At 69.6% G+C, this 24,072-nt stretch carries 21 protein-coding genes; 1 reads left to right on the top strand and 20 read right to left on the bottom strand.

Going from position 1 to position 24,072, the window contains the following annotated elements; genetic code table 11:
- Positions 1 to 17: 17 nt before the first annotated feature.
- The 3 genes from A8G15_RS12775 to A8G15_RS12765 are packed head-to-tail and all read right to left on the bottom strand — an operon-like array spanning position 18 to position 3,480.
- The gene (locus A8G15_RS12775; RefSeq protein ID WP_068159658.1) at positions 18 to 848 is read right to left on the bottom strand and encodes a transglutaminase family protein; all 831 of its coding nucleotides are present in this window, start codon (positions 846 to 848) and stop codon (positions 18 to 20) included.
- A gap of 8 nt (positions 849 to 856) precedes the next feature.
- Entirely contained in the window at positions 857 to 1,831 is a 975-nt protein-coding gene (locus tag A8G15_RS12770; protein WP_068159657.1) for an alpha-E domain-containing protein, read from the bottom strand.
- A complete protein-coding gene (locus A8G15_RS12765) occupies positions 1,831 to 3,480 on the bottom strand; it encodes a circularly permuted type 2 ATP-grasp protein (protein ID WP_068159654.1) in 1,650 nt (549 codons plus the stop codon). Before A8G15_RS12765 ends, A8G15_RS12770 begins: the two co-directional genes overlap by 1 nt.
- A 193-nt stretch (positions 3,481 to 3,673) precedes the next feature.
- Between A8G15_RS12765 and rpsT the strand changes: the two genes are divergently transcribed.
- Positions 3,674 to 3,934, top strand: a complete 261-nt coding sequence (rpsT, locus tag A8G15_RS12760) for a 30S ribosomal protein S20 (RefSeq protein ID WP_068159652.1) — start codon at positions 3,674 to 3,676, stop codon at positions 3,932 to 3,934.
- Positions 3,935 to 4,018: 84 nt separating this feature from the next.
- Here rpsT and holA read toward each other — a convergent pair whose 3' ends face one another.
- The 17 genes from holA to A8G15_RS12675 all read right to left on the bottom strand — a co-directional run bounded on the left by holA (position 4,019) and on the right by A8G15_RS12675 (position 23,892).
- Entirely contained in the window at positions 4,019 to 4,981 is a 963-nt protein-coding gene (holA, locus tag A8G15_RS12755) for a DNA polymerase III subunit delta (RefSeq protein WP_068159651.1), read from the bottom strand.
- Positions 4,978 to 7,311 (bottom strand): ComEC/Rec2 family competence protein, encoded by a 2,334-nt coding sequence (locus A8G15_RS12750; RefSeq protein ID WP_068159649.1) that lies wholly within the window; start codon positions 7,309 to 7,311, stop codon positions 4,978 to 4,980. The genes holA and A8G15_RS12750 overlap by 4 nt, the downstream gene beginning before the upstream one ends.
- Entirely contained in the window at positions 7,308 to 8,174 is an 867-nt protein-coding gene (locus A8G15_RS12745) for a ComEA family DNA-binding protein (RefSeq protein ID WP_068159647.1), read from the bottom strand. Before A8G15_RS12745 ends, A8G15_RS12750 begins: the two co-directional genes overlap by 4 nt.
- A 106-nt stretch (positions 8,175 to 8,280) precedes the next feature.
- Positions 8,281 to 9,804 carry an NADH-quinone oxidoreductase subunit NuoN gene (nuoN, locus tag A8G15_RS12740; protein ID WP_082899864.1) on the bottom strand — a complete coding sequence of 508 codons (1,524 nt, stop codon included), beginning with the start codon at positions 9,802 to 9,804 and terminating at the stop codon, positions 8,281 to 8,283.
- A 44-nt stretch (positions 9,805 to 9,848) separates the two neighbouring features.
- Positions 9,849 to 11,486 (bottom strand): NADH-quinone oxidoreductase subunit M, encoded by a 1,638-nt coding sequence (locus A8G15_RS12735; protein ID WP_082899856.1) that lies wholly within the window; start codon positions 11,484 to 11,486, stop codon positions 9,849 to 9,851.
- Positions 11,487 to 11,493: 7 nt separating this feature from the next.
- Positions 11,494 to 13,407: an NADH-quinone oxidoreductase subunit L gene (nuoL, locus tag A8G15_RS12730; protein ID WP_068159642.1), complete on the bottom strand. Its 1,914-nt coding sequence runs from the start codon at positions 13,405 to 13,407 to the stop codon at positions 11,494 to 11,496.
- 25 nt (positions 13,408 to 13,432) lie between these two features.
- Entirely contained in the window at positions 13,433 to 13,732 is a 300-nt protein-coding gene (gene nuoK / locus A8G15_RS12725) for an NADH-quinone oxidoreductase subunit NuoK (RefSeq protein WP_068159639.1), read from the bottom strand.
- Positions 13,729 to 14,532, bottom strand: coding sequence for an NADH-quinone oxidoreductase subunit J (locus A8G15_RS12720; protein WP_068159636.1), 804 nt, complete (start codon positions 14,530 to 14,532; stop codon positions 13,729 to 13,731). The genes nuoK and A8G15_RS12720 overlap by 4 nt, the downstream gene beginning before the upstream one ends.
- The gene (nuoI, locus tag A8G15_RS12715) at positions 14,529 to 15,098 is read right to left on the bottom strand and encodes an NADH-quinone oxidoreductase subunit NuoI (protein WP_068159832.1); all 570 of its coding nucleotides are present in this window, start codon (positions 15,096 to 15,098) and stop codon (positions 14,529 to 14,531) included. The genes A8G15_RS12720 and nuoI overlap by 4 nt, the downstream gene beginning before the upstream one ends.
- A complete protein-coding gene (nuoH, locus tag A8G15_RS12710; RefSeq protein ID WP_068159835.1) occupies positions 15,098 to 16,360 on the bottom strand; it encodes an NADH-quinone oxidoreductase subunit NuoH in 1,263 nt (420 codons plus the stop codon). The genes nuoI and nuoH overlap by 1 nt, the downstream gene beginning before the upstream one ends.
- Complete coding sequence (locus A8G15_RS12705; protein WP_068159633.1) at positions 16,360 to 18,759, bottom strand: NADH-quinone oxidoreductase subunit G; 2,400 nt, start codon at positions 18,757 to 18,759, stop codon at positions 16,360 to 16,362. Before A8G15_RS12705 ends, nuoH begins: the two co-directional genes overlap by 1 nt.
- Positions 18,756 to 20,069 (bottom strand): NADH-quinone oxidoreductase subunit NuoF, encoded by a 1,314-nt coding sequence (nuoF, locus tag A8G15_RS12700; protein ID WP_068159630.1) that lies wholly within the window; start codon positions 20,067 to 20,069, stop codon positions 18,756 to 18,758. The genes A8G15_RS12705 and nuoF overlap by 4 nt, the downstream gene beginning before the upstream one ends.
- 1 nt (position 20,070) lies before the next feature.
- The gene (gene nuoE / locus A8G15_RS12695; protein ID WP_068159627.1) at positions 20,071 to 20,877 is read right to left on the bottom strand and encodes an NADH-quinone oxidoreductase subunit NuoE; all 807 of its coding nucleotides are present in this window, start codon (positions 20,875 to 20,877) and stop codon (positions 20,071 to 20,073) included.
- Positions 20,874 to 22,214 (bottom strand): NADH dehydrogenase (quinone) subunit D, encoded by a 1,341-nt coding sequence (nuoD, locus tag A8G15_RS12690; RefSeq protein WP_068159626.1) that lies wholly within the window; start codon positions 22,212 to 22,214, stop codon positions 20,874 to 20,876. The genes nuoE and nuoD overlap by 4 nt, the downstream gene beginning before the upstream one ends.
- Positions 22,214 to 22,912 (bottom strand): NADH-quinone oxidoreductase subunit C, encoded by a 699-nt coding sequence (locus A8G15_RS12685; protein ID WP_068159625.1) that lies wholly within the window; start codon positions 22,910 to 22,912, stop codon positions 22,214 to 22,216. Before A8G15_RS12685 ends, nuoD begins: the two co-directional genes overlap by 1 nt.
- Positions 22,909 to 23,463, bottom strand: coding sequence for a NuoB/complex I 20 kDa subunit family protein (locus A8G15_RS12680; RefSeq protein WP_068159624.1), 555 nt, complete (start codon positions 23,461 to 23,463; stop codon positions 22,909 to 22,911). The genes A8G15_RS12685 and A8G15_RS12680 overlap by 4 nt, the downstream gene beginning before the upstream one ends.
- 69 nt (positions 23,464 to 23,532) lie before the next feature.
- Entirely contained in the window at positions 23,533 to 23,892 is a 360-nt protein-coding gene (locus A8G15_RS12675) for an NADH-quinone oxidoreductase subunit A (protein ID WP_068159623.1), read from the bottom strand.
- Between the last annotated feature and the right edge of the window lie 180 nt (positions 23,893 to 24,072).

Here is a 24,072-nt window from a genome sequence, read left to right as displayed (position 1 = left end):
CCCCTGCGCTCAGGACATTACGCAAGCCGAGTGACCTCGACAACAACTTCGTGCGCCGTGGCGCCGCCACCGGTGTAGATGCCCTTGAGCGGCGGCACGTCCGTGTAGTCGCGTCCCACCGCGACCGTGACGTGCTGTTCCCCGACGAACGCCAGGTTGGTGGGGTCGTAACCCCACCACGCGCCGGTCCACGCCTCGACCCACGCGTGGGATTCGCCCGCGGCGGCCGCCCCGATCTCGGCGTCCGCCTTCGGATGCAGGTATCCCGACGCGTAGCGCGCGGGAATGCCCATGGCGCGCAGCAACAGCAATGTCAGATGCGCGTAGTCCTGGCACACGCCGCCGCGATCCGCGTACGCCTCGACCGCCGAGGTGTGCACACCGGTCGAACCGGGCACATAGTTCATTTCCGCGTGCACCCACCGCGCAGCAGCGAACACGGCGGAGACGGGGTCGAGTCCGCTCGCCAGCTCGCGTGCGAGCCTCGCGAGGTCCCGGTCCGACGGCACGTACACCGTCGGCACCAGCAGTTCGTCGAATCGGTCGCGAATCGGTTCCGAGCGCAGGTCGTCCCATTCGACGACCCCGTCGGGCGGGCCCGACATCTCCGTCTCGACGACGGACAGGCCGGTGACGTCCAGCGCCGTGTGCGGGGCATGCAGGTCGAACGCGGTGACGGCGCTGCCCCAGTAGTCGGTGTACCGGTAGGCCCGCGTCGCCGGGACGGTGTCGACGCGGGAGAGGATCACCGTCTGGCGGCCGTCCGACCGCGGCGTGAGACGCGCCTCGTTGAACGACGAGGTCACCGGCCCGTCGTAGCCGTACCCGGTGGTGTGCACCACGCGCATCCGCCAGCTCACAGTTCTCCTTCCATCGGCACGCGGTCGAGTTCCACTGCCCTTGCGTCGATCCACGCCACCCACGGGGTGGAGTGGAAGAACTGGCGGGCGATCGCGTCTCCGACCCGCCGGCACATGTCCTGCAGGGTCAGCAACCGGTGCGCGAGTTCCTCCACGAGCACGCCCGGCTCCAGGAACTCCAGTTCGCTGCGGGCCCGCCCGAGCAGACGCTGGGCCTCGTTGCCGGATCCGAGCCGGTCGTCCGACGAGTCGTCGAGTTCGGCAAGACAGCGTTCGGCCTCCCGGATCGCACTGAACACCGAACGCGGGAACAGGCGGTCGAGCAGCATGAACTCGACGATGCGGCCGGCGTCGAGCGCACCCCGATAGGTGCGCAGATAGGTGTCGTGGCCACCCGCGGACCGCAGCACCGTCGCCCATGTCGGCGATGTGGGCCGGTCACCGGCCCGCGACAACAGCAGCCGCACCGTCATGTCGACGCGTTCGACGGACCGGCCGAGCAGCAGGAACCGGTAGCCGTCGTCGCGGCACAGGGTGCTGTCGGCCAGGCCCGCGAACATCGCAGCGCGTTCCTCGATGTACCGGAAGAACTCGTGCGGGCCGAGGCGTTTGGATGCGCGTTCACGTTCCGCGAGTCCGTGGTACGTCGTGTTGAGGCTCTGCCACATCTCCGTCGAGGTGACCTCGCGGGCGCCGCGCGCATTCTCCCGCGCACTCGCGATCGTCGACGCGATCGAGGTGGTGCCGTCGCGGCCGAACGCGACGAGGTCGACGACCGCCTGCACGTCCAGCGCGCCGGCCGGCTCGTCGAAGCCGAGCACCCGGAGCAGGCGCCGGCACGTCTCGTCGGGGTCGACGGTCGAGTCCTCGAGCAATTGGTGGACGGCGACGTCCATGATGCGGGCCGTGTCGTCGGCCCGTTCGACGTAGCGCCCGATCCAGAACAACGATTCCGCGTTGCGCGCCAGCATCATCGTTCCCTCCCGTTCTGCTGTTGTTGCTGCTGTTGCTGTTGCTGCTGGCTGTCGCTCAGTTCCGGGCCGCGGTCCACCGACCCGACCCGCAACGGTTCCGCCACGACGCGGTCGCCGCCGAGTTCGCTCTCCTCGTCGGAACTGCGGGCGGCGAGCACCCACGTGTCCTTGCTGCCGCCGCCCTGGCTGGAGTTGACCACCAGCGATCCTTCGGGCAGCGCGACCCGGGTCAGCCCGCCCGGCAGCACCCACACGTCCTCGCCGTCGTTGACGGCGAACGGCCGCAGGTCCACGTGGCGCGGCGCGAGAACGTTCCCGGCGCGGGTCGGGACCGTCGAGAGCTGGACGACGGGCTGCGCGATCCAGCGGCGAGGGTCGGCACGGATCTTGCGGGCCATGGTCTTCAGTTCCGCCGCCGAGGCGTCCGGTCCGAACACGATGCCGTAGCCGCCGGACCCCTCGACCGGTTTGATCACCAGTTCGCCGATGCGGTCGAGGACCTCGTCGCGTTCCCCGCGGAGCCAGCAGCGCAGGGTGTCGACATTGGGCAGCAGCGGCTTCTCCCCGAGGTAGTAGTCGATGATGTCCGGCACGTAGGTGTAGATCAGCTTGTCGTCGCCGACGCCGTTGCCGACGGCACTGGAGATGACGACGTTGCCGGCGCGGGCCGCGTTGAGGATCCCGGCGACACCGAGCACCGAGTCCGGCCGGAACTGCATCGGGTCGAGGAACTCGTCGTCGATGCGCCGGTAGACGACGTCCACCTGCCGCTCCCCCTCGGTGGTGCGCATGTAGACGATGTTGTCGCGACAGAACAGGTCGCGACCTTCGACGAGTTCGACGCCCATCTGCCGCGCGAGAAGGGAATGCTCGAAGTACGCGGAGTTCGCGACCCCCGGTGTGAGCACGACGACGGTCGGGTCGGCTGCGTTCGGCGCCGCCGCGGCCCGCAGTGCGTGCAGCAGACGCAGCGCGTACTCGCCGACCGGCCGCACCCTGTGTTCGTGGAACAGGTCGGGGGCGACCCGCGCCATCGCGCGCCGGTTCTCCATCACGTAGGACACACCCGACGGGGACCGCAGGTTGTCCTCGAGGACCCGGAAGGTGCCGGTCTCGTCGCGGACGAGGTCGATCCCGGCGACATGGATGCGCACCCCGTTCGGCGGCACGATGCCGGCTGCCTGGCGATGGAAATGCTCGCACGAGGTCACCAGTCGCTTGGGCACGACGCGGTCGCGGAGGATGTGCTGCTCGCCGTACACGTCGTGCAGGAACATCTCGAGCGCGCGGACCCGCTGGGTGACGCCGCGTTCGAGTTTCGCCCATTCGGCGGCGGCGATCACCCGCGGGACCAGATCGAGCGGGAAGGGCCGTTCCTGCCCGGACAGGGAGAACGTCACGCCCTGATCGGTGAACGCCCGGCCGAGCGCCTCGGTGCGGGCGGCGAGGTCGTCCGGACCCTTCGATTCGAGGATCTTCGCCAGCCGGCGGTACGGCGCGCGGACTCGTCCGTCTGCGTCGAACATCTCGTCGTAGGCCGCTCGGGCCGACACCGCCTCCGGGTAGCCGTCGAAGACGTCGGTGGTCGTCGCGGGGCGCGATCGGGCGCGTCCGGCAGCGTCGAGGGAGGGGGTGCGGCGGCTCATGACCGGAATCGTCGTACACCGAATACGCAGGTGCAGAACCGGAAACCAACTTGTCACAGGCACGAAATCTTCGGCACTCGACGCGGCCGTTTTTGGTATTGCGACGGCCCGCTGGTATCGTCGTACGCCGGTGCGCATTGGTGCACCCAGAGCTTTCCGACCAGCTACCCAGCAAAACGACAGGATTTTACGCGTGGCCAACATCAAGTCCCAGGTGAAGCGGATCCGCACCAACGAGCGCAACCGACTCCGCAACCAGTCGGTCAAGTCCTCGCTGCGCACGGCGATCCGTTCGTTCCGCGAGGCCGCGGCCGCCGGCGACAAGGACAAGGCCACCGAGCTCCTCGTCGCCACCAGCCGCAAGCTCGACAAGGCCGCCAGCGCCGGTGTCATCCACCGCAACCAGGCCGCCAACAAGAAGTCGGCTCTGGCGAAGGTTGCCAACCAGCTCTGAGGTAGAACGCAAGCTCTGGCTCCGACAAGACCGCCCTCCTCGTCGAGGGCGGTCTTTCGTCGTCGTACCCGGAGGGGACGGTGATCAGCGGCCGGCCAGGGCGGCGATCCGGCGGACCGCTCGCTCGACGGCGTAGTCGGCGTCGGCAGCGATTCCCTTGACCTCACCGTTGAGTGCGGCCACGATCGCCAGCCCGGACGCGACCGAGTCCGGGTTCCATCCGCGGGCCTGCGCCTGCGCCTTCTTCACCTTCCACGGCGGCATCCCCAGATCCGGCGCCAGCTTGAACGGGTCGCCGCGACCGGCGGACCCCACCCGGGCGATGGTGTGCACCGCGTCGGCCAGCGCATCGGCGAGCAGCACGTGCGCGACACCGCGGTGCATCGCCCAGCGCAACGCCTCGAGCGCCCCCGCGGCGTCCCCGGCGACCGCCTTCTCCGCGACCTCGAAACCGGTGACCTCGGCCTTGCCGGAGTAGTAGCGGTTCACCGCGGTCACATCGACCTTGCCGCCGGTGTCCGCGCACAACTGGCTGCACGCGGCGGCGAGTTCCCGCAGGTCCGAGCCCACCGCGTCGAGCACCATCTGCACGACATCCGGCGCCACCCGCACTCCGGCGGCGCGGAACTCGGCGCGCACGAAGTCGACGCGTTCGCTCGCCTTGGTGACCTTCGCGCATTCGTGGGTTTCGGCGCCGCATTTCTGCAGCGACCCGACCATCGCCTTGGCGCGGCCACCGCCGGTGTGCAGGATCACCAGCGTGACCCCGTCCGGCGGTGCTTCCGCAGCGTCGAGGATCAACGCGACCGCGTCCTTTCCGGCCTCGGCGGCGGCCTCGAGCACCACCACCCGGTCCTCGGCGAACAGCGACGGGCTCAGCAGCTCCGCGAGTTCCGGGGCGCCGGCATCGCCCGCACGCAGCCGGGACACCGGCAACTGGGCACCCGCCCCACTGGTGTCGCGTACCCCGGCGACGATCCCGGCGACCGCGCGTTCGACGAGCAGTTCTTCCTCGCCCAGGACCAGGTGCAGTTGCGTCGCGCTCACGGTCCGATCGTGCCACGGTGGTCGGACACGACGGCAAGGGCCCCGGACCCGGCTCGCACCACCGCGATGTCACCCAGTTCGTCGGTACCGAGGACCCGCGCGCCCAGGTTCTGCAGGGTCGCCAGAATCTCCGCGTGCGGATGGCCGAACGGGTTGTCACGCCCCACCCCGATGAGTGCCACGCGGGGCCGCACCGCGGTGAGGAACCGCGACGACGACGTCCGCGAACCATGATGTGGAACCTTGAGAACATCGGCTCGCACATCCACACCCGAGCGCAGCAGTGCCTCCTGCGACTCGGCTTCGGCATCACCGGTCAGCAGCACCGAGCCGATCGGGGTCTCGGCCCTCGCGACGAGTGAGCGGTCGTTCTCCTCACCGCCGCCCGGACCGGCGCCGAGCACCCGGAGCGTGATCGTCCCCACGGTGAACACCTCTCCCGCGTTCGTCTCCCGCACGGGCACCGAGAACCGTCGCGCGGTCGCGGCCAGGTCGGCTCCGCCGGGACGGGTGGTCGCGCCGGGGCCGGTGACGACGACCCCCACCGACCGGTCGGTGAGCACCCCCTCGAGACCTCCCACGTGATCGGCGTGCAGATGAGTGATCATCAGCAGCGGGATGCGGGTGACCCGCAACCGGCGCAGGCACCGGTCGACTGCGACGGGGTCCGGTCCGGTGTCCACGACGACCGCGCCGCCGTCCCCGGCCGACAGCACGAAACTGTCGCCCTGCCCCACATCGCACCCGACGACCGCCCATCCCGTGCCAGGCCAGCCCGGTTGGCGGATCCAGACCGGCACGCACACCGCCGCCGCGGCCAGTGCCGCGACCACGACGACCCTCCTGAGCCGACGACGGCGCACCACGAGCCACCCGCCGACGATCCCCGCGCCGACCGTCGCCGCGCCGGCAGCCCCGGAGGGCACCGTCAGTTCCGCCGTGGGCAGCGACGCCGATCGTTCGGCCACCTCGAGCAGCCACCACAGCATCGGGGCGGCGCCGCGCGCGAGGAGTTCCGCTGCCGGTGGCCACGCTGCGCCGCACACGACGATCAGCGAGCCGAGCACCGTGAGTGGTGGAAGTACCAGCGCCACGAGAACATTCGCGACGATCGCCACGACGCTCACCGTCCCGGACAGGGCCGCGACGATCGGCGCGGTGACGACGAATGCCGCCGCGGACACCGCGCACACCTCGGCGGCGGACCGCGGGCAGCCGCGGGCCCGCAGGCGCGTCACCCACCCCGGGGCCACGGCGATCAGCCCGGCCGTCGCGACGACCGACAGCGCGAAGCCCGCGTCGGCCGCGAGTCCGGGGGCGAGGATCAGCAGCACCCCGATCGACGCGGCGAGCGCCGGCATCGCCTGTCTGCGTCTGCCCACCACCAGCGCGAGCAGCGCAACCGACCCCATCGCGGCGGCGCGCAGCACGCTCGGTGACGGCCGCACCACGACGACGAACGCGACGAGCGCCAGGGCGGCGAGGGCTGTGCCCGTACGCGGCCCGATTCCCAGGCCGCGCACCAGCAGCAGCACCGCCCCGAGAAGGATGCTCACGTTCGCGCCGGAGACCGCAGTCAAATGTGCCAGCCCCGCGACCCGGAACTCCTCGCGGACGGCGTCCGGCAGGTTCGAGGTGTCCCCGACGATCAGTCCCGGCAACAGTCCGGCGGCCTCGGCCGGAAGTACGGCATGCGCCGCGGAAGCGAGCCGCTCCCGCACGGTCGCGGCCCACCGCTGGTGTGGTGGCGGAGGTGCGACCGCGCGTGGTGGCCCGTCCGTCCGGATCAGCGCGACCTCCAATCCCGGTCCGTCCGCGACGGCGAGCACGCCACGCACCGTGATCCGTTGTCCCGGAACGAGCGTCGACCAGGTGTCGGCGGGCGCGAACAACACCACGGAACCACCCGCGACGATCCGGTCGCGTCCGATCTGCGCTGCCCGCAACGATGCCGGAATCCGGACCTGCGGCGCACCGCCGAAAGCGCTCTGCCGTAACGGCTTCGGATCGTCGTCGAGCACCACCTCCGCAGTGGTGCCGGCTCCGCGCGCGGCGGCGACCGCGAGCGGATGGGTCTCGGCGGCTCCCGCTCTGACCCCGGCGGCGACACCGAAACCGGCGCCGACCAGGAGCGCCGCGAGCAGCGGCCCCGCAACCGTCCGCACCGTTCGCGATCCGCGGGTGCGAGCCACCGCGGCGGCACCGGCGAGCACGACCGCGATCACCGAGACGACCAGGGCGGTCCGCCTTCCCGCATACAGGCCGACGAGTGTGGCGGACCACGCCGCGGCCGCGCACGGAACGAGCCGGGCATCGAGCCGTGCGTTCACACGGTCACCACGGTGCGCAGTCTCGCGAGCCGGGCCGGACCGATACCGTCGACCTCGCCGAGCTGCTCGACGTCGGTGAACGGCCCGTTCTCGTCGCGCCACGCGATGATGGCCGCGGCGGTCACCGGCCCCACCCCCGGCAGTGCGTCGAGCGCCGCTTCGTCCGCGGTGTTCAGATTCACCGGTCCCGCGCCGCTTTCCGCTGCCGGGGCGGGCGATCCCGCACCCGTACCCGCACTCGACACACTACTCGCCGGCGGCGGCGGATCCGGGGGCACGGCACCGACGACGATCTGGTCTCCGTCGGCGACCCGTTGCGCGAGATTGATTCCCGCGAGATCGGCACCGGGCAGCGCTCCCCCGGCGGCGGTCAGGGCATCCGCGACCCGGGTGCCCGGCGCCAACGTCACCAGGCCCGGCGCACCGACCAGCCCGACGACGCTGACGACCAGTTCCTCCGGCTCGGTTGTCTCCGACACGGATGCGCCTCCGCTCGGCTCGGACCCCGGCGGCTCGGACCCCGGCGGCTCGGACCCCGGTGGCTCGGACACTGCCGACACGGACGGCAGCGGCGGAACGGCCTGCGGGACAGGCTGGTCCCGCCACACCACGACGAACGCCACGAGAGCCGCGACGACACCCACCACACCGAGTGCGGCGGTGCCGCCGCGGCCGGTCTGCCAGCGCGCCGCGCGCAATCGGTCGCTCAGCCGCAGCGGCTCCGGTTCGTCGGCGGGTCCGTACCCGTCGTCCCGGTCGGCACGGCCGCCGCCCGCCGGTGACTCTTCCCCGTAGTCACCGGCGGCGCGTGCGATCGCGTCCAACCGGGACCGGACCCGCTCCCCGTCGTCGCCGCTCCCCATGCCGCGACGTTAACCAGCGAGAACCCGGATCGGGACCCACGGACGCCGGATCCGGCAAATCTGTGGATGGATCGGCCGCCTGTGGACAACTACCGAAGGACCGTGCTCACTGCAGGAACACGGCCGCCCGATCCGCGAGATCCAGCACCGGTTGCGGCACGATCCCGAGCACCACGGTCACCAGCGCGGACACCGCGACGACCACGGCGGTCAGCGTCCCGGGCGCCGCGACCGTCACCGTGTCGTCGTGGGGATCGGTGAAGAACATCAGGACGATGACCCGCACGTAGAAGTACGCGGCGATCGCGCTGCACACGACACCGACGACGACCAGCGGTGCGAAACCCCCGTCGATCGCGGCACCGAACACCGCGAACTTGCTGACGAACCCACTGGTCAGCGGGATGCCCGCGAACGCGAGCAGAAACAGCGCGAACGCCGCGGCGACCGCCGGGGAGCGTCGGCCCAGCCCCGCCCACGCGGACAGGTCGCCGGCTTCGCCGCTGCGGTCGCGGACGAGCCCGACGATCGCGAACGCTCCGACGGTGCTGATGCCGTAGGCGAGCAGATAGAACATCGTCGAGGTGACACCCGCGTGGTTCGCCGCGACGAATCCGGTGAGGACGAAACCGACGTGCGCGACGGACGAATACGCGAGCATCCGTTTGACGTCGCGCTGGGTCACCGCGATCACCGACGCGACCACCATCGTGAGGACGGCGACGGCCCCGAGCACCGGCTGCCAGTTCGCGCTGAGCCCGGGTACCGCGACGTAGAACACCCGCAGCAGCGCCCCGAAGGCCGCGATCTTCGTCGCCGATGCCATGAACGCCGTGACCGGCGTCGGGGCGCCCTGGTAGACATCGGGAATCCAGGACTGGAACGGCACGGCACCGACCTTGAACAGCAATCCGACCGCCAGCAGGGCGACACCGATCAGGGCGAGTGTGTCGTCGCCGGAACCGTCGGCGACCGCAGCCGCGATATCCGGCAACCGGACCGTGCCCGCGTACCCGTACAACAACGCCATGCCGTAGAGGAAGAACGCCGACGAGAAGGCGCCGAGCAGAAAGTATTTCAGCGCTGCTTCCTGCGACAGCAGGCGCCGGTGCCGCGCGAGGCCGCACAGCAGGTACAGCGGCAGCGACAGCACCTCGAGGGCCACGAACATGCTGAGCAGGTCGTCCGAGGCGGGGAACAGCAGCATCCCGCCGACCGCGAACATCGTCAGGGGGAACACCTCGGTGGTGAGCGATCCCCGGTCGGCCGCCGCACGTTCGGGAGCGCTTCCGGGCGGCACCGACGGTTGCGGAGCGAACGCGTCGACGGCGAACTGTGCCGGAGCCCCGGCCCCCACCGTCTGCACGGCGACCGCGTGTCGTTGCGCGATCAGCCCGACCGCGAGGGTCGAGGTCACCAGGATCGCGCCCTGCAGGAACAGGGCCGGACCGTCGATCACCACGGCGCCGAGTACCGCCGTCCGGTCGGTGCCGGCGAGCGCGACGACCGCCGCGAACGCCGCGACGAGCCCGGCCACCGCGAGCACGAACTGCGTCGTGTGTCGGGCGCGGCGGGGCACGAACGCCTCGACGAGCACCCCCGCGATCGCGACACCGAACACGATGAGCATCGGGGCGAGCAGACCGTATTCGATCGACGGTGCACTGATCTCGTTCACTCGGATTCACCTCCCTGCTCGGGCATGTCGACATCCGGATCGGCACCCACCACAACCCCGGTCAGCACGGGACCGGGCGCGGTGGGCACCGGATCGGTCTGCCCGATCGTGGTCATCGTGTGGGTCACGGCGGGATCGATCACGTCGAGGGCCGGTTTCGGGAACAGGCCGAGGACGATCAGCAACGCGATGAGCGGTGCGACGACGACCAGTTCCCGCGGCACCAGGTCGCGGACCTTCTCGTTGCCGGCGGCGAGCGGTCCGGTCATCATCCGCTGGTACAGCCACAGCACGTAGACGGCGGAGAGCACGAGCGCTCCGGTGGCGAGCACCGCGGCGATCCCGTAGCGCGGGAACGTGCCGATCAGGACGAGGAATTCGCTGACGAACGGGGCCAGCCCGGGCAGCGACAGTGTCGCCAGTCCCGCGACGAGGAACGTGCCCGCCGCGATCGGCGCGACGGTGCGCACCCCGCCGAACGAGGCGATCATGCGGGAACCTCTGCGGGACACCAGGAATCCCGCAATGAGGAACAACGCCGCCGTGGAGAGCCCGTGGTTGACCATGTACAGCGTCGATCCGGTCTGCGATTGGCTGGTCATCGCGAAGATCCCCAGCACGATGAACCCGAAGTGCGAGATCGACGTGTAGGCGATCAGCCGCATCACATCGGTCTGCCCGATTGCCGCGATCGCGCCGTACAGGATGCCGATGACCGACAGGGTGACGATCAGCGGCGCGAACGTCGCCGACGCCTCGGGGAACAACTGCAGGCAGTACCGCAGCATCGCGAACGTGCCGACCTTGTCGACGATCGCCATCATCAGCACGGCACCGGCCGGTGTCGCTTCCACGGCGGCCCCGGGCAGCCAGCTGTGGAACGGCCACAAGGGTGCCTTGACCGCGAACGCGAACATGAATCCGAGGAACAACGCGTTCAGGAGACCCGGGGAGGCCCCGAGTTCCCCGGACGTCGCGGATGCGACGACCTCGCGGAAATCGAACGTCCCGGCGCCCTGGTCGACCGTCAGGATGTACAGGCCGATGACCGCGGCGAGCATCAGCAGACCGCCGAACAGGTTGTAGAGCAGGAACTTCACCGCCGCGGCGGATCGGGCGGCCCGATCCCCCGTTCGGCCGAACCCGCCGATGAGGAAATACATCGGGATGAGCATGGCTTCGAAGAACACGTAGAACAGCAGGATGTCGAGCGCGGTGAACGCGAGCACCACCATCGCCTCGACCACCAGGATGAGCGCGACGTACGCGTGGGGTGCCTTGCCTGCGATCCCGCCGTCGCCCTCGGTGGTCCGGGTGTCGTTCCAGCCGGCCAGCAGCAGCAACGGCACCAGCACCGCGGTGAGCAGAACCAGCACCAGCGCGATGCCGTCGACACCGACGGTGTATCCGGCCCCGAAGGACGGGATCCACTCGTGGGATTCGACGAACTGGTACTGCGGACCCCCGGGTTCGAATCGCACCGCCACGGCGATCGCGAGCACCGCGACGACCAGCGACACGACGAGCGCACCGGCCTTGGCGAGGTCGGGCCTGCGCGCCGGCACCAGCCACACGAGCAGTGCGCCGACCGCCGGCACCAGCCACAGCGTGCTCAGCCACGGGAACTGGTTCATCGCATCCTCACCAGAGCACCATCGTGGCGACCACGAGGGCCGCGCCTACGAGCATGGACAGGGCATAGGACCGGGCGAATCCGGTCTGCAGGGTGCGCAGCCGCGCCGACGCGGCGCCGACGAGCGCGGCGACCCCACCGACCGCACCGTCGACGACGCGGTCGTCGACGGCGACGAGCGCGCGGGTCGCGTGCTGTCCGGGCCGCATGAACACCGCTTCGTTGACCGCGTCGCCGTAGAGGTCGCGGCGCGCGGCGCGGGTCAGGCCGGAGACCTCGTCCGGCGCATCGACCGGGATCTCGCGGATCGCGTACTGCCGGTAGGCGATCGCGACACCGACGAGCACGACCGCGAGGGTTACGACGGTGAGCACCCACACCGGGACCGGGAGTTCGCCGTGGTGTTCCCCGACGACCGGTTCGAGCCAGTTCGTCAGGGCATCTCCGTAGGCCAGCAGCGCGCCCCCGGCGACCGAGCCGATCGCCAGCACCACCATCGGTGCCGTCATCACACCGGGCGATTCGAGCGGGTGCGCGTCGTCCGCCCACCGGCGCCGTCCGAAGAACGTCATCAGCATCACGCGGGTCATGTAGAACGCGGTGATTCCGGCGCCGAGCAGTGCCGCCGCGCCGAGCACGAACCCTTCGACGCCGCCGGATCCGAAGGCCGCCTCGATGATCAGGTCCTTGGAGAAGAACCCGGCGAACGGCGGGATCCCGATGATCGCCAGATACGCGAGCCCGAACGTGACGTAGGTGACGGGCATGACGGTGCGCAGACCGCCGAAGCGTCGCATGTCGGTTTCGTCGTTCATGCCGTGCATCACCGAGCCGGCGCCGAGAAACAGTCCGGCCTTGAAAAATCCGTGCGTGAGCAGATGCATGATCGCGAACGCGTAACCGGCCGGTCCGAGACCCGCGGCGAGCACCATGTAGCCGATCTGGCTCATCGTCGATGCGGCCAGAGCCTTCTTGATGTCGTCCTTCGCGCAGCCGATGATCGCACCGAACAACAACGTGACGGCCCCGACGATCACCACGGCCAGCTGTGCGCCCGGCGCGGCGTCGAAGATCGGCCCGGAACGCACGATCAGGTAGACACCGGCGGTGACCATCGTCGCCGCATGGATGAGGGCGGACACCGGGGTGGGCCCTTCCATCGCGTCGCCGAGCCACGCCTGCAGCGGCACCTGCGCGGATTTACCGCACGCCGCCAGCAGCAACGTCAGACCGATCGCCGTCGACACCGTCTCGCTCGCACCCGGGACCGTGGCGAAGACGTCGGCGAACCCGATCGTGCCGAACGAGGCGAACATGATCATCATGGCGACGGCCAGGCCCGTGTCGCCGACCCGGTTGACGACGAAGGCCTTCTTCGCTGCGGTCGCGGCGGTCGGCTTGTACTGCCAGAACCCGATGAGCAGGTACGACGCGAGACCCACGCCCTCCCACCCGAGGTACAGGCCCAGATAGTTGTCGGCCAGCACCAGCAGCAACATCGCCGCGAGGAACAGGTTGAGATACGCGAAGAACAACCGGCGTCCGGGGGCTCGCCCCGCGGTGTTGCCGGACGGGTCCGGGCCGTGCGCCATGTATCCGACCGAGTAGATGTGGATCAGCGATCCGACACCGGTGATGAGCAGCACGAAACACATCGACAGCTGGTCCAGCTGCAGTCCGAAGTCGACCTGCAACCCGCCGACGGGAACCCACGAGAACAGGTCCTGCTGCACGGCACGGTCGTCGGCGTCCCGGCCGAGCATCTGCACGAACAGCACCGTGCCGAGCACGAACGACGCCAGCGCGGTCGCGCACCCGAGCAGATGCCCCCACGCGTCGCTGCGCCGGCCGGCGAGCAACAGCACGGCCGCGCCGGCGAGCGGCAGCACCGGCAGAAGCCATAGGGCCGAGGTTCCGCTCATACCGCTCTCCTCCCGGACTGCGCGATCAGTTCTTCAGCAGGTTGTTGTCGTCGACCGACACCGAACGCCGGGCGCGGAAGATGGTCATGATGATCGCCAGGCCCACGACCACTTCGGCGGCGGCGACCACCATCGTGAAGAACGCGAACACCTGACCGTCGAGGCTTCCGTGCATCCGTGAGAACGTCACGAACGACAGGTTCACGGCGTTGAGCATCAGCTCGACGCACATGAACACGATCAGCGCGTTGCGCCGGACGAGGACGCCCGCGGCGCCGATGGTGAACAGCAACGCGGAAAGATACAGGTAGTTCGCCGGATTCATCGGCTCGCCCCCTCGTCCGGAACCTCGCCCACGGCCCCGCGCGCCTCGAGCACCCGGCTCACCGACAGCGGCGAGTAGGTGCCGTCCGGCAACCGGGCCGGTACGTCGACGGCGTTGCGGCGCGCGTACACACCGGGACTCGGCAGCGGGGTCACACGCACCTCGGGTTCCCCGCGGGCGCCCGCGGCGCCCCACTCGCGGAACCGTCTGCGGGCCAGTTCCTTCTGACCGAGGCGTTCACCCACCCGCTCCCGATGGGTCAGCACCATCGCCCCGATGGTCGCGGTGACGAGCAGCGCGCCGGTGAGTTCGAATGCCCACACGTACCGCACGAACAACAGTTCGGCGAGACCGGCGACGTGCCCGTCTCCGGTGTCCGTCAGGCCCGCGAACGGCGGCAGTTCGCTGTCGGCGAGGAACCCGATGATCAGCACCCCGAAGCCGATTCCGGCCACGACCGCTGCGATGCGGTGCCCGCGAAGGGTTTCGGTGAACGATTCCGAGGCGTCGACACCGACGAGCATCACCACGAACAGGAACAGCATCATCACGGCACCGGTGTAGACGACGATCTGGACGACACCGAGGAACTGGGCGTCCTGCGCGATGTAGAAGGCGGCCAGCACGATCATGGTCAGCGCCAGGAAGATCGCGGAATAGACGGCTTTGCTCGAGACGACCACTCCGATCGCACCGGCCACGGCGACGACGGCGAGGATCCAGAACTGCACCGCCTCACCGGTGGAGGTGCGCTCGACGGTATCCTGCGCGAGGACCGCGACTGCGGTGACGGTGCTCATTGCTCCGGCGCTCCTTCCGGATTCGGCTCATCCGGACTGCTGTCGCGGTGGGACGGCGCGGCGCCGGGCACCAGCCCCCGGTAGTAGTCCTCGTCGGTGGTGCCCGGGTACATCGCGTGCGGCGGCGCCTCCATCCCGGGTTGCAGCGGCGCCAGCAACCGCGACCGGTCGTAGATGAGGTCGGCGCGGTTGTCGTCGGCCATCTCGTAGTCGGTGGTCATCGTCAGCGCCCGCGTCGGACACGCTTCGACGCACAGACCGCAGCCGATGCACCGCAGGTAGTTGATCTGGTAGACCCGGCCGTACCGCTCCCCCGGCGAATACCGTTCGGTGTCGGTGTTGTCGGCCGCTTCGACGAAGATCGCGTCCGCCGGGCACGCCCACGCGCACAGTTCACAACCGATGCACTTCTCGAGTCCGTCCGGATGCCGGTTGAGCTGGTGGCGGCCGTGATATCCGGGTGCCGGTGGCCGTCTCTGCTCGGGATACTGCTCGGTGATCGGTTTCTTGAACATCGCCGCGAACGTGGTGCCGAAACCGGCGATCGGATCGAGGAATTCGGGCATCATCCCTCCCCGGGGGTGCGCTGCGCGGGTACGGGACCCGGCATCGGCGGGACCGGGAAGCCCCCGGCCGTCGGATCGAACGGTTCGTGTACTTCCGGTGCGGCCCTGTCGGCTTCGTCGCCCCGTTGCCCGGGTCGCCACCGCGCGACCACGAGGAACACCAGGACGCAGCCCACACCGACCGCGGCGAGGGTACCCGGCCCGGCCGCATATCCTTCGTTGCCGAGCGCCCGGATCACGGCGACGACCACGACCCACACGAGTGCGGCCGGAATGAGAATCTTCCAGCCCAGATTCATGAACTGGTCGTAACGCAGCCGCGGCAGCGTGGCGCGCAACCACACGAACAGGAACAGGAACGTCCACACCTTCGCGACGAACCACAGGACGGGCCACCAGCCGGAGTCGGCACCGTCCCACATGTTCAGCGGCCACGGGGCGTGCCAGCCGCCGAGGAACAGGGTGGTGGCCAGGGCGGAGACGGTCGTCATGTTCACGTACTCGGCGAGCATGAACATCGCGAAGCGCAACGACGAGTACTCGGTGTGGAAGCCGCCGACGAGTTCGCCTTCGGCTTCCGGCAGATCGAACGGTGCGCGGTTGGTCTCGCCGACCATTGCCGTGACGTAGATGAGGAACGAGGGCAGCAGCAGGAAGACGTACCACGTTCCGATCTGCCCGGACACGATGCCGGAGGTGGACATCGTGCCGGAGAGCAGGAACACGGCGGCGAACGACAATCCCATCGCGATCTCGTACGAGATCACCTGGGCCGTCGACCGCAGGCCGCCGAGCAGCGGGTACGTGGAGCCGGACGACCAGCCGGCCAGCACGATGCCGTAGACGCCGATGGACGTGACCGCCAGGATGTACAGGACCGCGACCGGAAGATCGGTGAGCTGCAGAGGCGTCTGCTGCCCGAACACCGACACCACCGGACCGAACGGGATCACCGCGAACGCCATGAACGCCGGGACCGTCGCGATGACCGGCGCGAGCAGGTAGACGGGCCGGTCCACCCCGGACGGGACGATGCCCTCCTTCAGCGCCAGTTTGACGCCGTCGGCCAAACTCTGCAGAATTCCTTGCGGACCAAGACGATTCGGTCCGATCCGCATCTGCATGCGGGCCAGGACGCGGCGTTCCGCGTAGATCGCCACGAGGACGGTGAGGACCAGGAACGCGAAGACCGCCACGGCCTTGACCAGGATCAGCCACCACGGATCGCGGCCGAACGCCGCGAGGTCGGTGTACCCGGACATCACCGCTCCTCCCCTGCCCGGACGATGCGCACGAGCGCACCGGGTCCGACACCCAGGTGCCGATGGACCGCGGACCCGGGTGAGTTCAGCGGCAGCCACACGACGCGGTCGGGCAGGCCGGTGATCTCGAGCGGCAGCGTCACGCTTCCACGGCTCGTCGCGACCGTCACCGCGTCCCCGTCGGCGACCTCGATCTCGGCGGCGGTCGCGGCGGACAGCCGGACGACGGCCGGCCGGGCGGTCGCGGCCAGGTTCGGTTCGCCGTCCTGCATCCGCCCGGAGTCGAGCAGCATCCGCCATCCGGCCAGGATCGCTTCACCGGGACCGGCTCGCGGCGGTTCGACCGCGCCGGTTCCGGGACCGGCCGGATACTCGCCGTCCCACAGGCCCAGCCGGTCCAGTTCGCGACGCGCGGATTCGGTGTCCGGCACCCCGAGCCGGGTACCCATCTCGGCCGCCAGCGCGTCGAGGACCCGCCGGTCGGGCAGGGTGTCGGCGCCCCGCAGCGCGATCCCGAAGTCACGGACGCGGCCTTCCCAGTCGAGGAAGGCACCGGACTTCTCCGCGACCGCAGCGACCGGCAGCACCACGTCGGCGAGGTCCGTGACGGCGCTGCGGCGCAGTTCCAGGCTCACGACGAATCCGGCCGATTCCATCGCGGCCACCGCGGCCTGCGGATCGGGCAGGTCGTAGAGGTCGACACCACCGACCACCAGCGCGCCGAGTTCGCCGGCCGCGGCGGCGGCGAGCATGCCCGCGGTGTCCCGGCCCGGACCGGCGGGCAGTTCCACCGTGCCGCCGACGGTCTCCGACCACACCTCCGAAACCTGCCTGCGCGCCTGCGGATCGGTGATGTCGCGGCCGCCGGGCAGCAGCGTCGGCAGCGCCCCGGCTTCGAGAGCACCGCGCTCACCGGCCCGACGTGGTACCCAGGCGATCCGGGCACCGGTGTCGTCGGCGAGCCGGATCGCCGACGACAACGCACCGGGAATCGACGCGCACCGCTCCCCGACGACGATGACCGCCCCGGGCCGGCGCAGCAGGTCCGCGACGTCACCGCCGACCTCCCCCTCCCGGATCCCGTCCAGCACCGCGGCTTCGGTGCCCGGTACGGCCTGCACCAGAAGGCCCGACATCTTCGTCAGGCCGCGGCTCGCGAACGGCGCCACCGAGCGGACCGCCGCACCGCCGCGGGCTGCCCGCCGCAGGCGGAGGAACACGATCGGCGACTCCTCCTCGGGCTCGAACCCGACGAGCAGCACCACCGGGGCGCGGTCGAGGTCCGCGTACGTGACGGTGAGCGGCCGCCCGGCGATGCGCGCCGCGAGGAACTGCGCTTCCTCCCCGGAATGCGGACGGGCACGGAAGTCGATGTCGTTGGTGCCCAGCACGACCCGCGCGAACTTCGCGTAGGCGTAGGCGTCCTCGACCGTGACGCGTCCCCCGACGAGCACACCGGCGCCGCGCGCCGCGGCCAGTCCCCGCGCGGCGACCGCGAGAGCGGCCGGCCAGGATCGCGGGACGAGGGTGCCGTCGCCGCCGCGGACCAGCGGGGTGGTGAGCCGATCGGGTTCGGTGGCGTAGGTGAACGCCCATCTGCCCTTGTCGCAGTTCCATTCGGCGTTGACCTGCGGGTCGTCGCCCGCGAGGCGGCGCAGGACAGTGCCGCGGCGGTGGTCGGTCCGTTGCGCGCAGCCACTGGCGCAGTGTTCGCAGACGCTCGGGCTGGACACCAGGTCGAACGGGCGCGCCCGGAAGCGGTAGGCCGTCCCGGTCAGCGCACCCACCGGACAGATCTGCACGGTGTTGCCGGAGAAGTAGGAGTCGAACGGTTCCTCGGCGTAGATGCCGACCTGCTGCCCGGCTCCGCGCTCGAGCAGGTCGATGAAGGGGTCGCCCGCGATCTGCTGGGAGAATCGGGTGCAGCGGGTGCAGTTCACGCACCGTTCCCGGTCCAGCAGGACCTGCGAGGAGATCGCGATCGGCTTGGGGAAGGTCCGTTTGACACCCTCGAAGCGGGAATCGCCGCGGCCGTTGGACATCGCCTGGTTCTGCAGCGGGCATTCCCCGCCCTTGTCGCACACCGGGCAGTCCAGCGGATGGTTGATGAGCAGCAGTTCCATCACCCCCTGCTGGGCCTTGTCGGCCACCGGGGACGTGAACTGGGTCCGGACGATCATGCCGTCGGTGACCGTGGTGGTGCACGAGGCGAGCGGTTTGCGCTGGCCTTCGACCTCGACGAGGCACTGGCGGCACGCACCCGCCGGGTCGAGGAGGGGGTGGTCGCAGAACCTCGGGATGCGGATGCCGAGTTGTTCGGCTGCGCGGATCACGAGAGTGCCCGGGGGAACACTGATCTCGATCCCGTCGATGGTGACGACCGGGTCCTGTGCGGTCATGACGGGCCTCCTGCGGTGAGGCTGGACAAGCGTGGATCGAACGGGCACCCGCCGTGCGACAGGTGCGCGATGTACTCGTCGCGGAACAGCGCGATCGACGACGTGATGGGGCTGGTCGCGGCGTCACCGAGCGCGCAGAACGCGCGACCGAGGATGTTGTCGGAGATGTCGAGCAGCTTGTCGAGATCGTCCTCGGTTCCGGTGCCGGCCTCGAGACGTTCGAGGATCTGCACGAGCCACCACGTGCCTTCCCGACAGGGCGTGCACTTTCCGCACGATTCGTGTTTGTAGAACTGCGACCAGCGCAGGACCGCGCGCACCACGCACGTGGTCTCGTCGAAGATCTGCAGGGCCTTGGTGCCGAGCATCGACCCGGCGGCCCCGACCCCCTCGTAGTCGAGGGGCACGTCGAGTTGTTCGGCGGTGAACAGCGGCGTGGACGATCCGCCGGGTGTCCAGAACTTGAGCCGGTGGCCGGCGCGGATGCCCCCGGCGTAGTCGAGAAGTTCGCGCAGCGTGATCCCGAGCGGCGCCTCGTACTGGCCCGGCCGGGTGACGTGGCCGGACAACGAGTACAGCGTGAACCCCGGTGACTTCTCGGTGCCCATCGTGTGGAACCAGTCGACGCCGTTGAGGACGATGGCCGGCACGCTCGCGATGGATTCGACGTTGTTGACGACCGTCGGACACGCGTAGAGACCGGCGACCGCGGGAAAGGGGGGCCGTAGTCGAGGCTGGCCTCGGCGGCCCTCCAGCGAGTCGAGCAGTGCGGTCTCCTCACCGCAGATGTAGGCCCCGGCGCCGGCGTGCACCACGACGTCGAGGTCGAAGCCTGATCCGAGGATGTCGCGGCCGAGGTATCCGGCGGCATACGCCTCGGCGACCGCGTTCTGCACTCGGCGCAGGACGGGGACGACCTCGCCGCGCAGGTAGATGAACGCGTGCGAGGCCCGGATGGCGTAGGCCGCGATGACGACGCCCTCGACGAGGGTGTGCGGGGTCGCCAGCATCAGCGGCATGTCCTTGCACGTGCCCGGCTCGGATTCGTCGGCGTTGACGACGAGATAGTGCGGTTTCGCGCCGGCGGGCGTGGCGGGATCCTGCGGGATGAACGACCATTTGGTGCCGGTCGGGAATCCGGCCCCGCCGCGCCCGCGCAGGCCGGAGTCCTTGACGGTGGCGATGACCTCGTCCGGGTCGGAACGCAGGGCGCGTTCGAGTGCCCGGTAACCGTGGTGGCTGCGGTAGGTGTCGAGGGTCCACGACCGCGGTTCGTCCCAGTGCCGGCTCAGGACGGGGCTCAGTGCCATGTCATTCCCCTTCCGTTCCGGTCGGTTCGGGCGCACGCATGTTCCGTTCGCGGGCCACGCGCAGTCCGGCGAGGGTCGGGTCGCCCGGTGGCGCACCGTCGTTCGCGCCGGGGCGCGGATCGGGGAACCCGGCGAGGATGCGCGCGGTCTCCCGGAACGTGCACAGCGACGCGCCGCGGGTCGGGGTGATGCGTTTGCCGGCACGCAGTGCGTCGACGAGCGCGGTCGCCGACTCCGGGGTCTGGTTGTCGAAGAACTCCCAGTTGACCATTACCACCGGCGCGTAGTCGCAGGCCGCGTTGCATTCGATGTGGTCGAGGGTGATCTTCCCGTCGCCGGTGGTGTCGGAGGCCGAACCGGGGTCGACATCGAGATGCCGTTCCAGGGCGGCGAGAATCGCATCGCCGCCCATGATCGCGCACAGCGTGTTGGTACAGACCCCGACGTGGTAGTCGCCGGTCGGGCGGCGGCGGTACATCGAGTAGAAGGTCGCCACGGCCGCGACCTCGGCGCCGGTCAGTGCGAGTTGTGCTGCGCAGAACTCGATTCCGGCGGGGGTGATGTAGCCGTCCTCGGCCTGGACGAGATGCAGCAGCGGAATCAGCGCCGACCGCGCCACCGGGTAGCGCCCGATGACGGCGGCGGCGTCCGCCTCGAGCCGGTCGCGTACCTCCGGCGGATACGTTCGGGGTGCGCCGGGATGTTCGATGCGGTCGGCTTCGTCTGCGGTGCGGCCCAATTCGACGAACACCGGTTCCGGTCGGCCCTGCGGGGCGGCGGATTCACCGGTGGGTTGTACCCGGGTCATCGGTCGACACCTCCCATCACCGGATCGATGCTCGCCACCGCGGCGATGACGTCGGCGACCATGCCGCCCTCGCACATCGCCGCGACCGCTTGCAGATTCGTGAACGACGGGTCCCGGTAGTGCACCCGGTAGGGGCGGGTACCACCGTCGCTGACCATGTGCACGCCGAGTTCGCCGCGGGGCGATTCGACGGCCACGTACACCTGCCCGGCCGGGACCCGGAATCCCTCGGTGACCAGCTTGAAGTGGTGGATCAGCGCCTCCATGGAGGTGCCCATGATCTTGCCGATGTATTCCGGCGAGTTGCCGAGTCCGTCCTGCCGCACGGCCAGGTCCGCCGGCCACGCGACCTTCGGGTCGTCGACCATGACCGGACCGGGCCGCAGCCGGTCGAGGCACTGCTCGACGATCTTCAGCGATTGCTTCATCTCCCCGACGCGGATCAGGTAGCGGCCGTAACAGTCGCTGCCGGTGTCGGTGACGACGTCGAATTCGTAGGTCTCGTAACCACAGTAGGGTTGCGACTTGCGCAGATCGTGCGGAAGTCCCGTGGATCGCAGGATCGGCCCGGTGATGCCGAGGGCCATACAGCCCATCAGGTCCAGGTAGCCGACGTCCTTCGTGCGGGCCTTCCAGATGGCGTTCTCGTCGAGGAGGTCCTCGAGGTCCCGCAGGCGGCCCGGCACGATGTCGAGGACCTCGCGGACCTTGTCGAGCGAACCGTCCGGAAGGTCCTGTGCGAGTCCGCCGGGCCGGATGTAGGCGTTGTTCATGCGCAGCCCGGTCACGGCCTCGAACACGTCGAGGATCAGCTCGCGTTCCCGGAATCCGAGGAACATCGATGTCATCGCCCCGAGTTCCATGCCGCCGGTGGCCAGCGCCACCAGATGCGAGGAGATGCGGTTGAGTTCCATGAGCATCACACGCACGACGGTGGCCCGTTCCGGTACGAGATCGGTGATGCCGAGAAGTTTCTCCACGGCCAGGCAGTACGCGGTTTCGTTGAAGAACGAGGACAGGTAGTCCATGCGCGTGACGAAGGTGACGCCCTGCGTCCACGTGCGGAACTCGAGATTCTTCTCGATTCCGGTGTGCAGGTAGCCGATCCCGCAGCGCGCCTCGGTGACGGTCTCGCCGTCCATCTCGAGGATGAGCCGCAGCACGCCGTGTGTGGACGGATGCTGCGGACCCATGTTGACGACGATGCGTTCCTCGGCGAGTTCGGCGTCCGGCCCCGCCGATGCGCGGACGGCCTCGACGATCTCGTCCCAGTCCCGGCCCGCGACGGTGTAGACGGTGCCCTCGGCATCTCGGCCGGTCGAGTAGGGGTCGCTCATCAGTGGTACGCCCTCCGTTCGTCGGGTGGCGGTGTCCGCGCGCCCTTGTATTCGACGGGGATCCCTCCGAGTGGGTAGTCCTTGCGTTGCGGATGTCCCACCCAGTCGTCGGGCATCTCGATGCGGGTGAGCGCCGGGTGCCCGTCGAACACGATCCCGAAGAAGTCGTAGGTTTCGCGTTCGTGCCAGTCGACGGTCGGATAGACCGCGTACAGCGAGGGCACGTGCGCGTTGCCGTCGGGCACCGACACCTCGAGCCGGATCCGGCGGTTGTGGGTGATGGACATCAGGTGGTAGACGGCGTGCAGTTCGCGGCCGGTCTCCCCCGGGTAGTGCACCCCGCTGACACCGAGGCACAGCTCGAACCGCAGACCGGGGTCGTCGCGCAGGGACCGGGCGACCCGGGGCAGGTGCTCGGGGCGGATGTGGAGGGTCATCTCGCCGCGGTCGACGACGATCCCCTCGACCGCCCCGCGCGGGTCCACCGGGATGCGCGCCAGTGCCGCGTCGAGGCCGTCGGCCACCGCGTCGAACCAGCCGCCGTACGGCCGGGATGCTGCACCGGGCAGCACGATCGGCCGAACGAGTCCGCCGTACCCGGACGTGTCGCCGGTGCCGGCCGGGCCGAACATGCCCCGGCGCACGCCGATCACTTCGGGTGCGGCCGGTTCCCGCCCGGTGGGTTCCCGCCCGGTCATCGCAGCAGACCCTTCAGCTCGAGGGTGGTCGGCGACGCGAGCGCCGCCTTCTCGGTGTCGCGGATCACCTCGTCGCGGTTGACGCCGAGCGGCATCTGCTGGATCTTCTCGTGCAACATCAGGATCGCGTGGAGCAGCATCTCCGGTCGTGGCGGGCAGCCTGGGAGATAGATGTCGACGGGGACGATGTGGTCGACGCCCTGCACGATCGCGTAGTTGTTGAACATCCCTCCGGAGGACGCGCACACCCCCATGGCGAGCACCCATTTCGGCTCGACCATCTGGTCGTAGACCTGCCGCAGCACCGGCGCCATCTTCTGGCTCACCCGTCCGGCGACGATCATCAGGTCCGCCTGTCTGGGCGAGGCGCGGAAGGCCTCCATCCCGAAGCGGGCGATGTCGAAGCGCCCGGACACGGTGGTCATCATCTCGATCGCGCAGCACGCCAGGCCGAAGGTCGCCGGCCACAACGAACCCTTGCGGGCGTACCCCGCCGCGACTTCGACCGTGCTCAACAGGAAACCGCTCGGTACCTTCTCCTCGATTCCCATGTCCGCCTCATCTCGCTTCCGATGTCGCTGCGGTTCCGGCGTCGCTGCGGCGTGCCGGGAAACACTCGGTCAGTCCCATCCGAGCCCGCCGCGTCGCCACTCGTAGACGTAGGCCACGGACACGTTGAACAGGAACAGCGCCATGGCGCCGAGACCGAACAGACCGAGGCTGTCGAAGTGCACCGCCCACGGGTAGAGGAAGACGATCTCGATGTCGAAGATGATGAACAGCATCGCGGTCAGGTAGTACTTGACCGGGAACCGCCCGCCGCCCGTGGGTTGCGGTGTCGGATCGACTCCGCATTCGTAGGCCTCGAGTTTGGCGCGGTTGTATCGCCGGGGGCCGACCAGGCCGGCGACCCCCACGGAGAACACCGCGAAGACGACGGCGATGGCTCCGAGCACGAGGATCGGCACGTAGAGGTTCATGTCCGCTGATCCCCCCTTCTCGTGATCCCGGCCGCCACGAACCGACCGGTCTCACCGATCGCGTCGAGGCTCGATATGTAACCGGAATCACTCCTTCCGACCGGGTGTGATATGCGACTCACCCTACAAGGGTTGTCCCCGGCCTTGTCCCGATTTTCGAGGGTGCCGAAATTCGGTGGG

The sequence above is a fragment of the Rhodococcus phenolicus genome (assembly GCF_001646785.1).
Lineage (GTDB): Bacteria > Actinomycetota > Actinomycetes > Mycobacteriales > Mycobacteriaceae > Rhodococcus > Rhodococcus phenolicus.
This window is presented reverse-complemented; position numbering and strand designations above follow the sequence as displayed.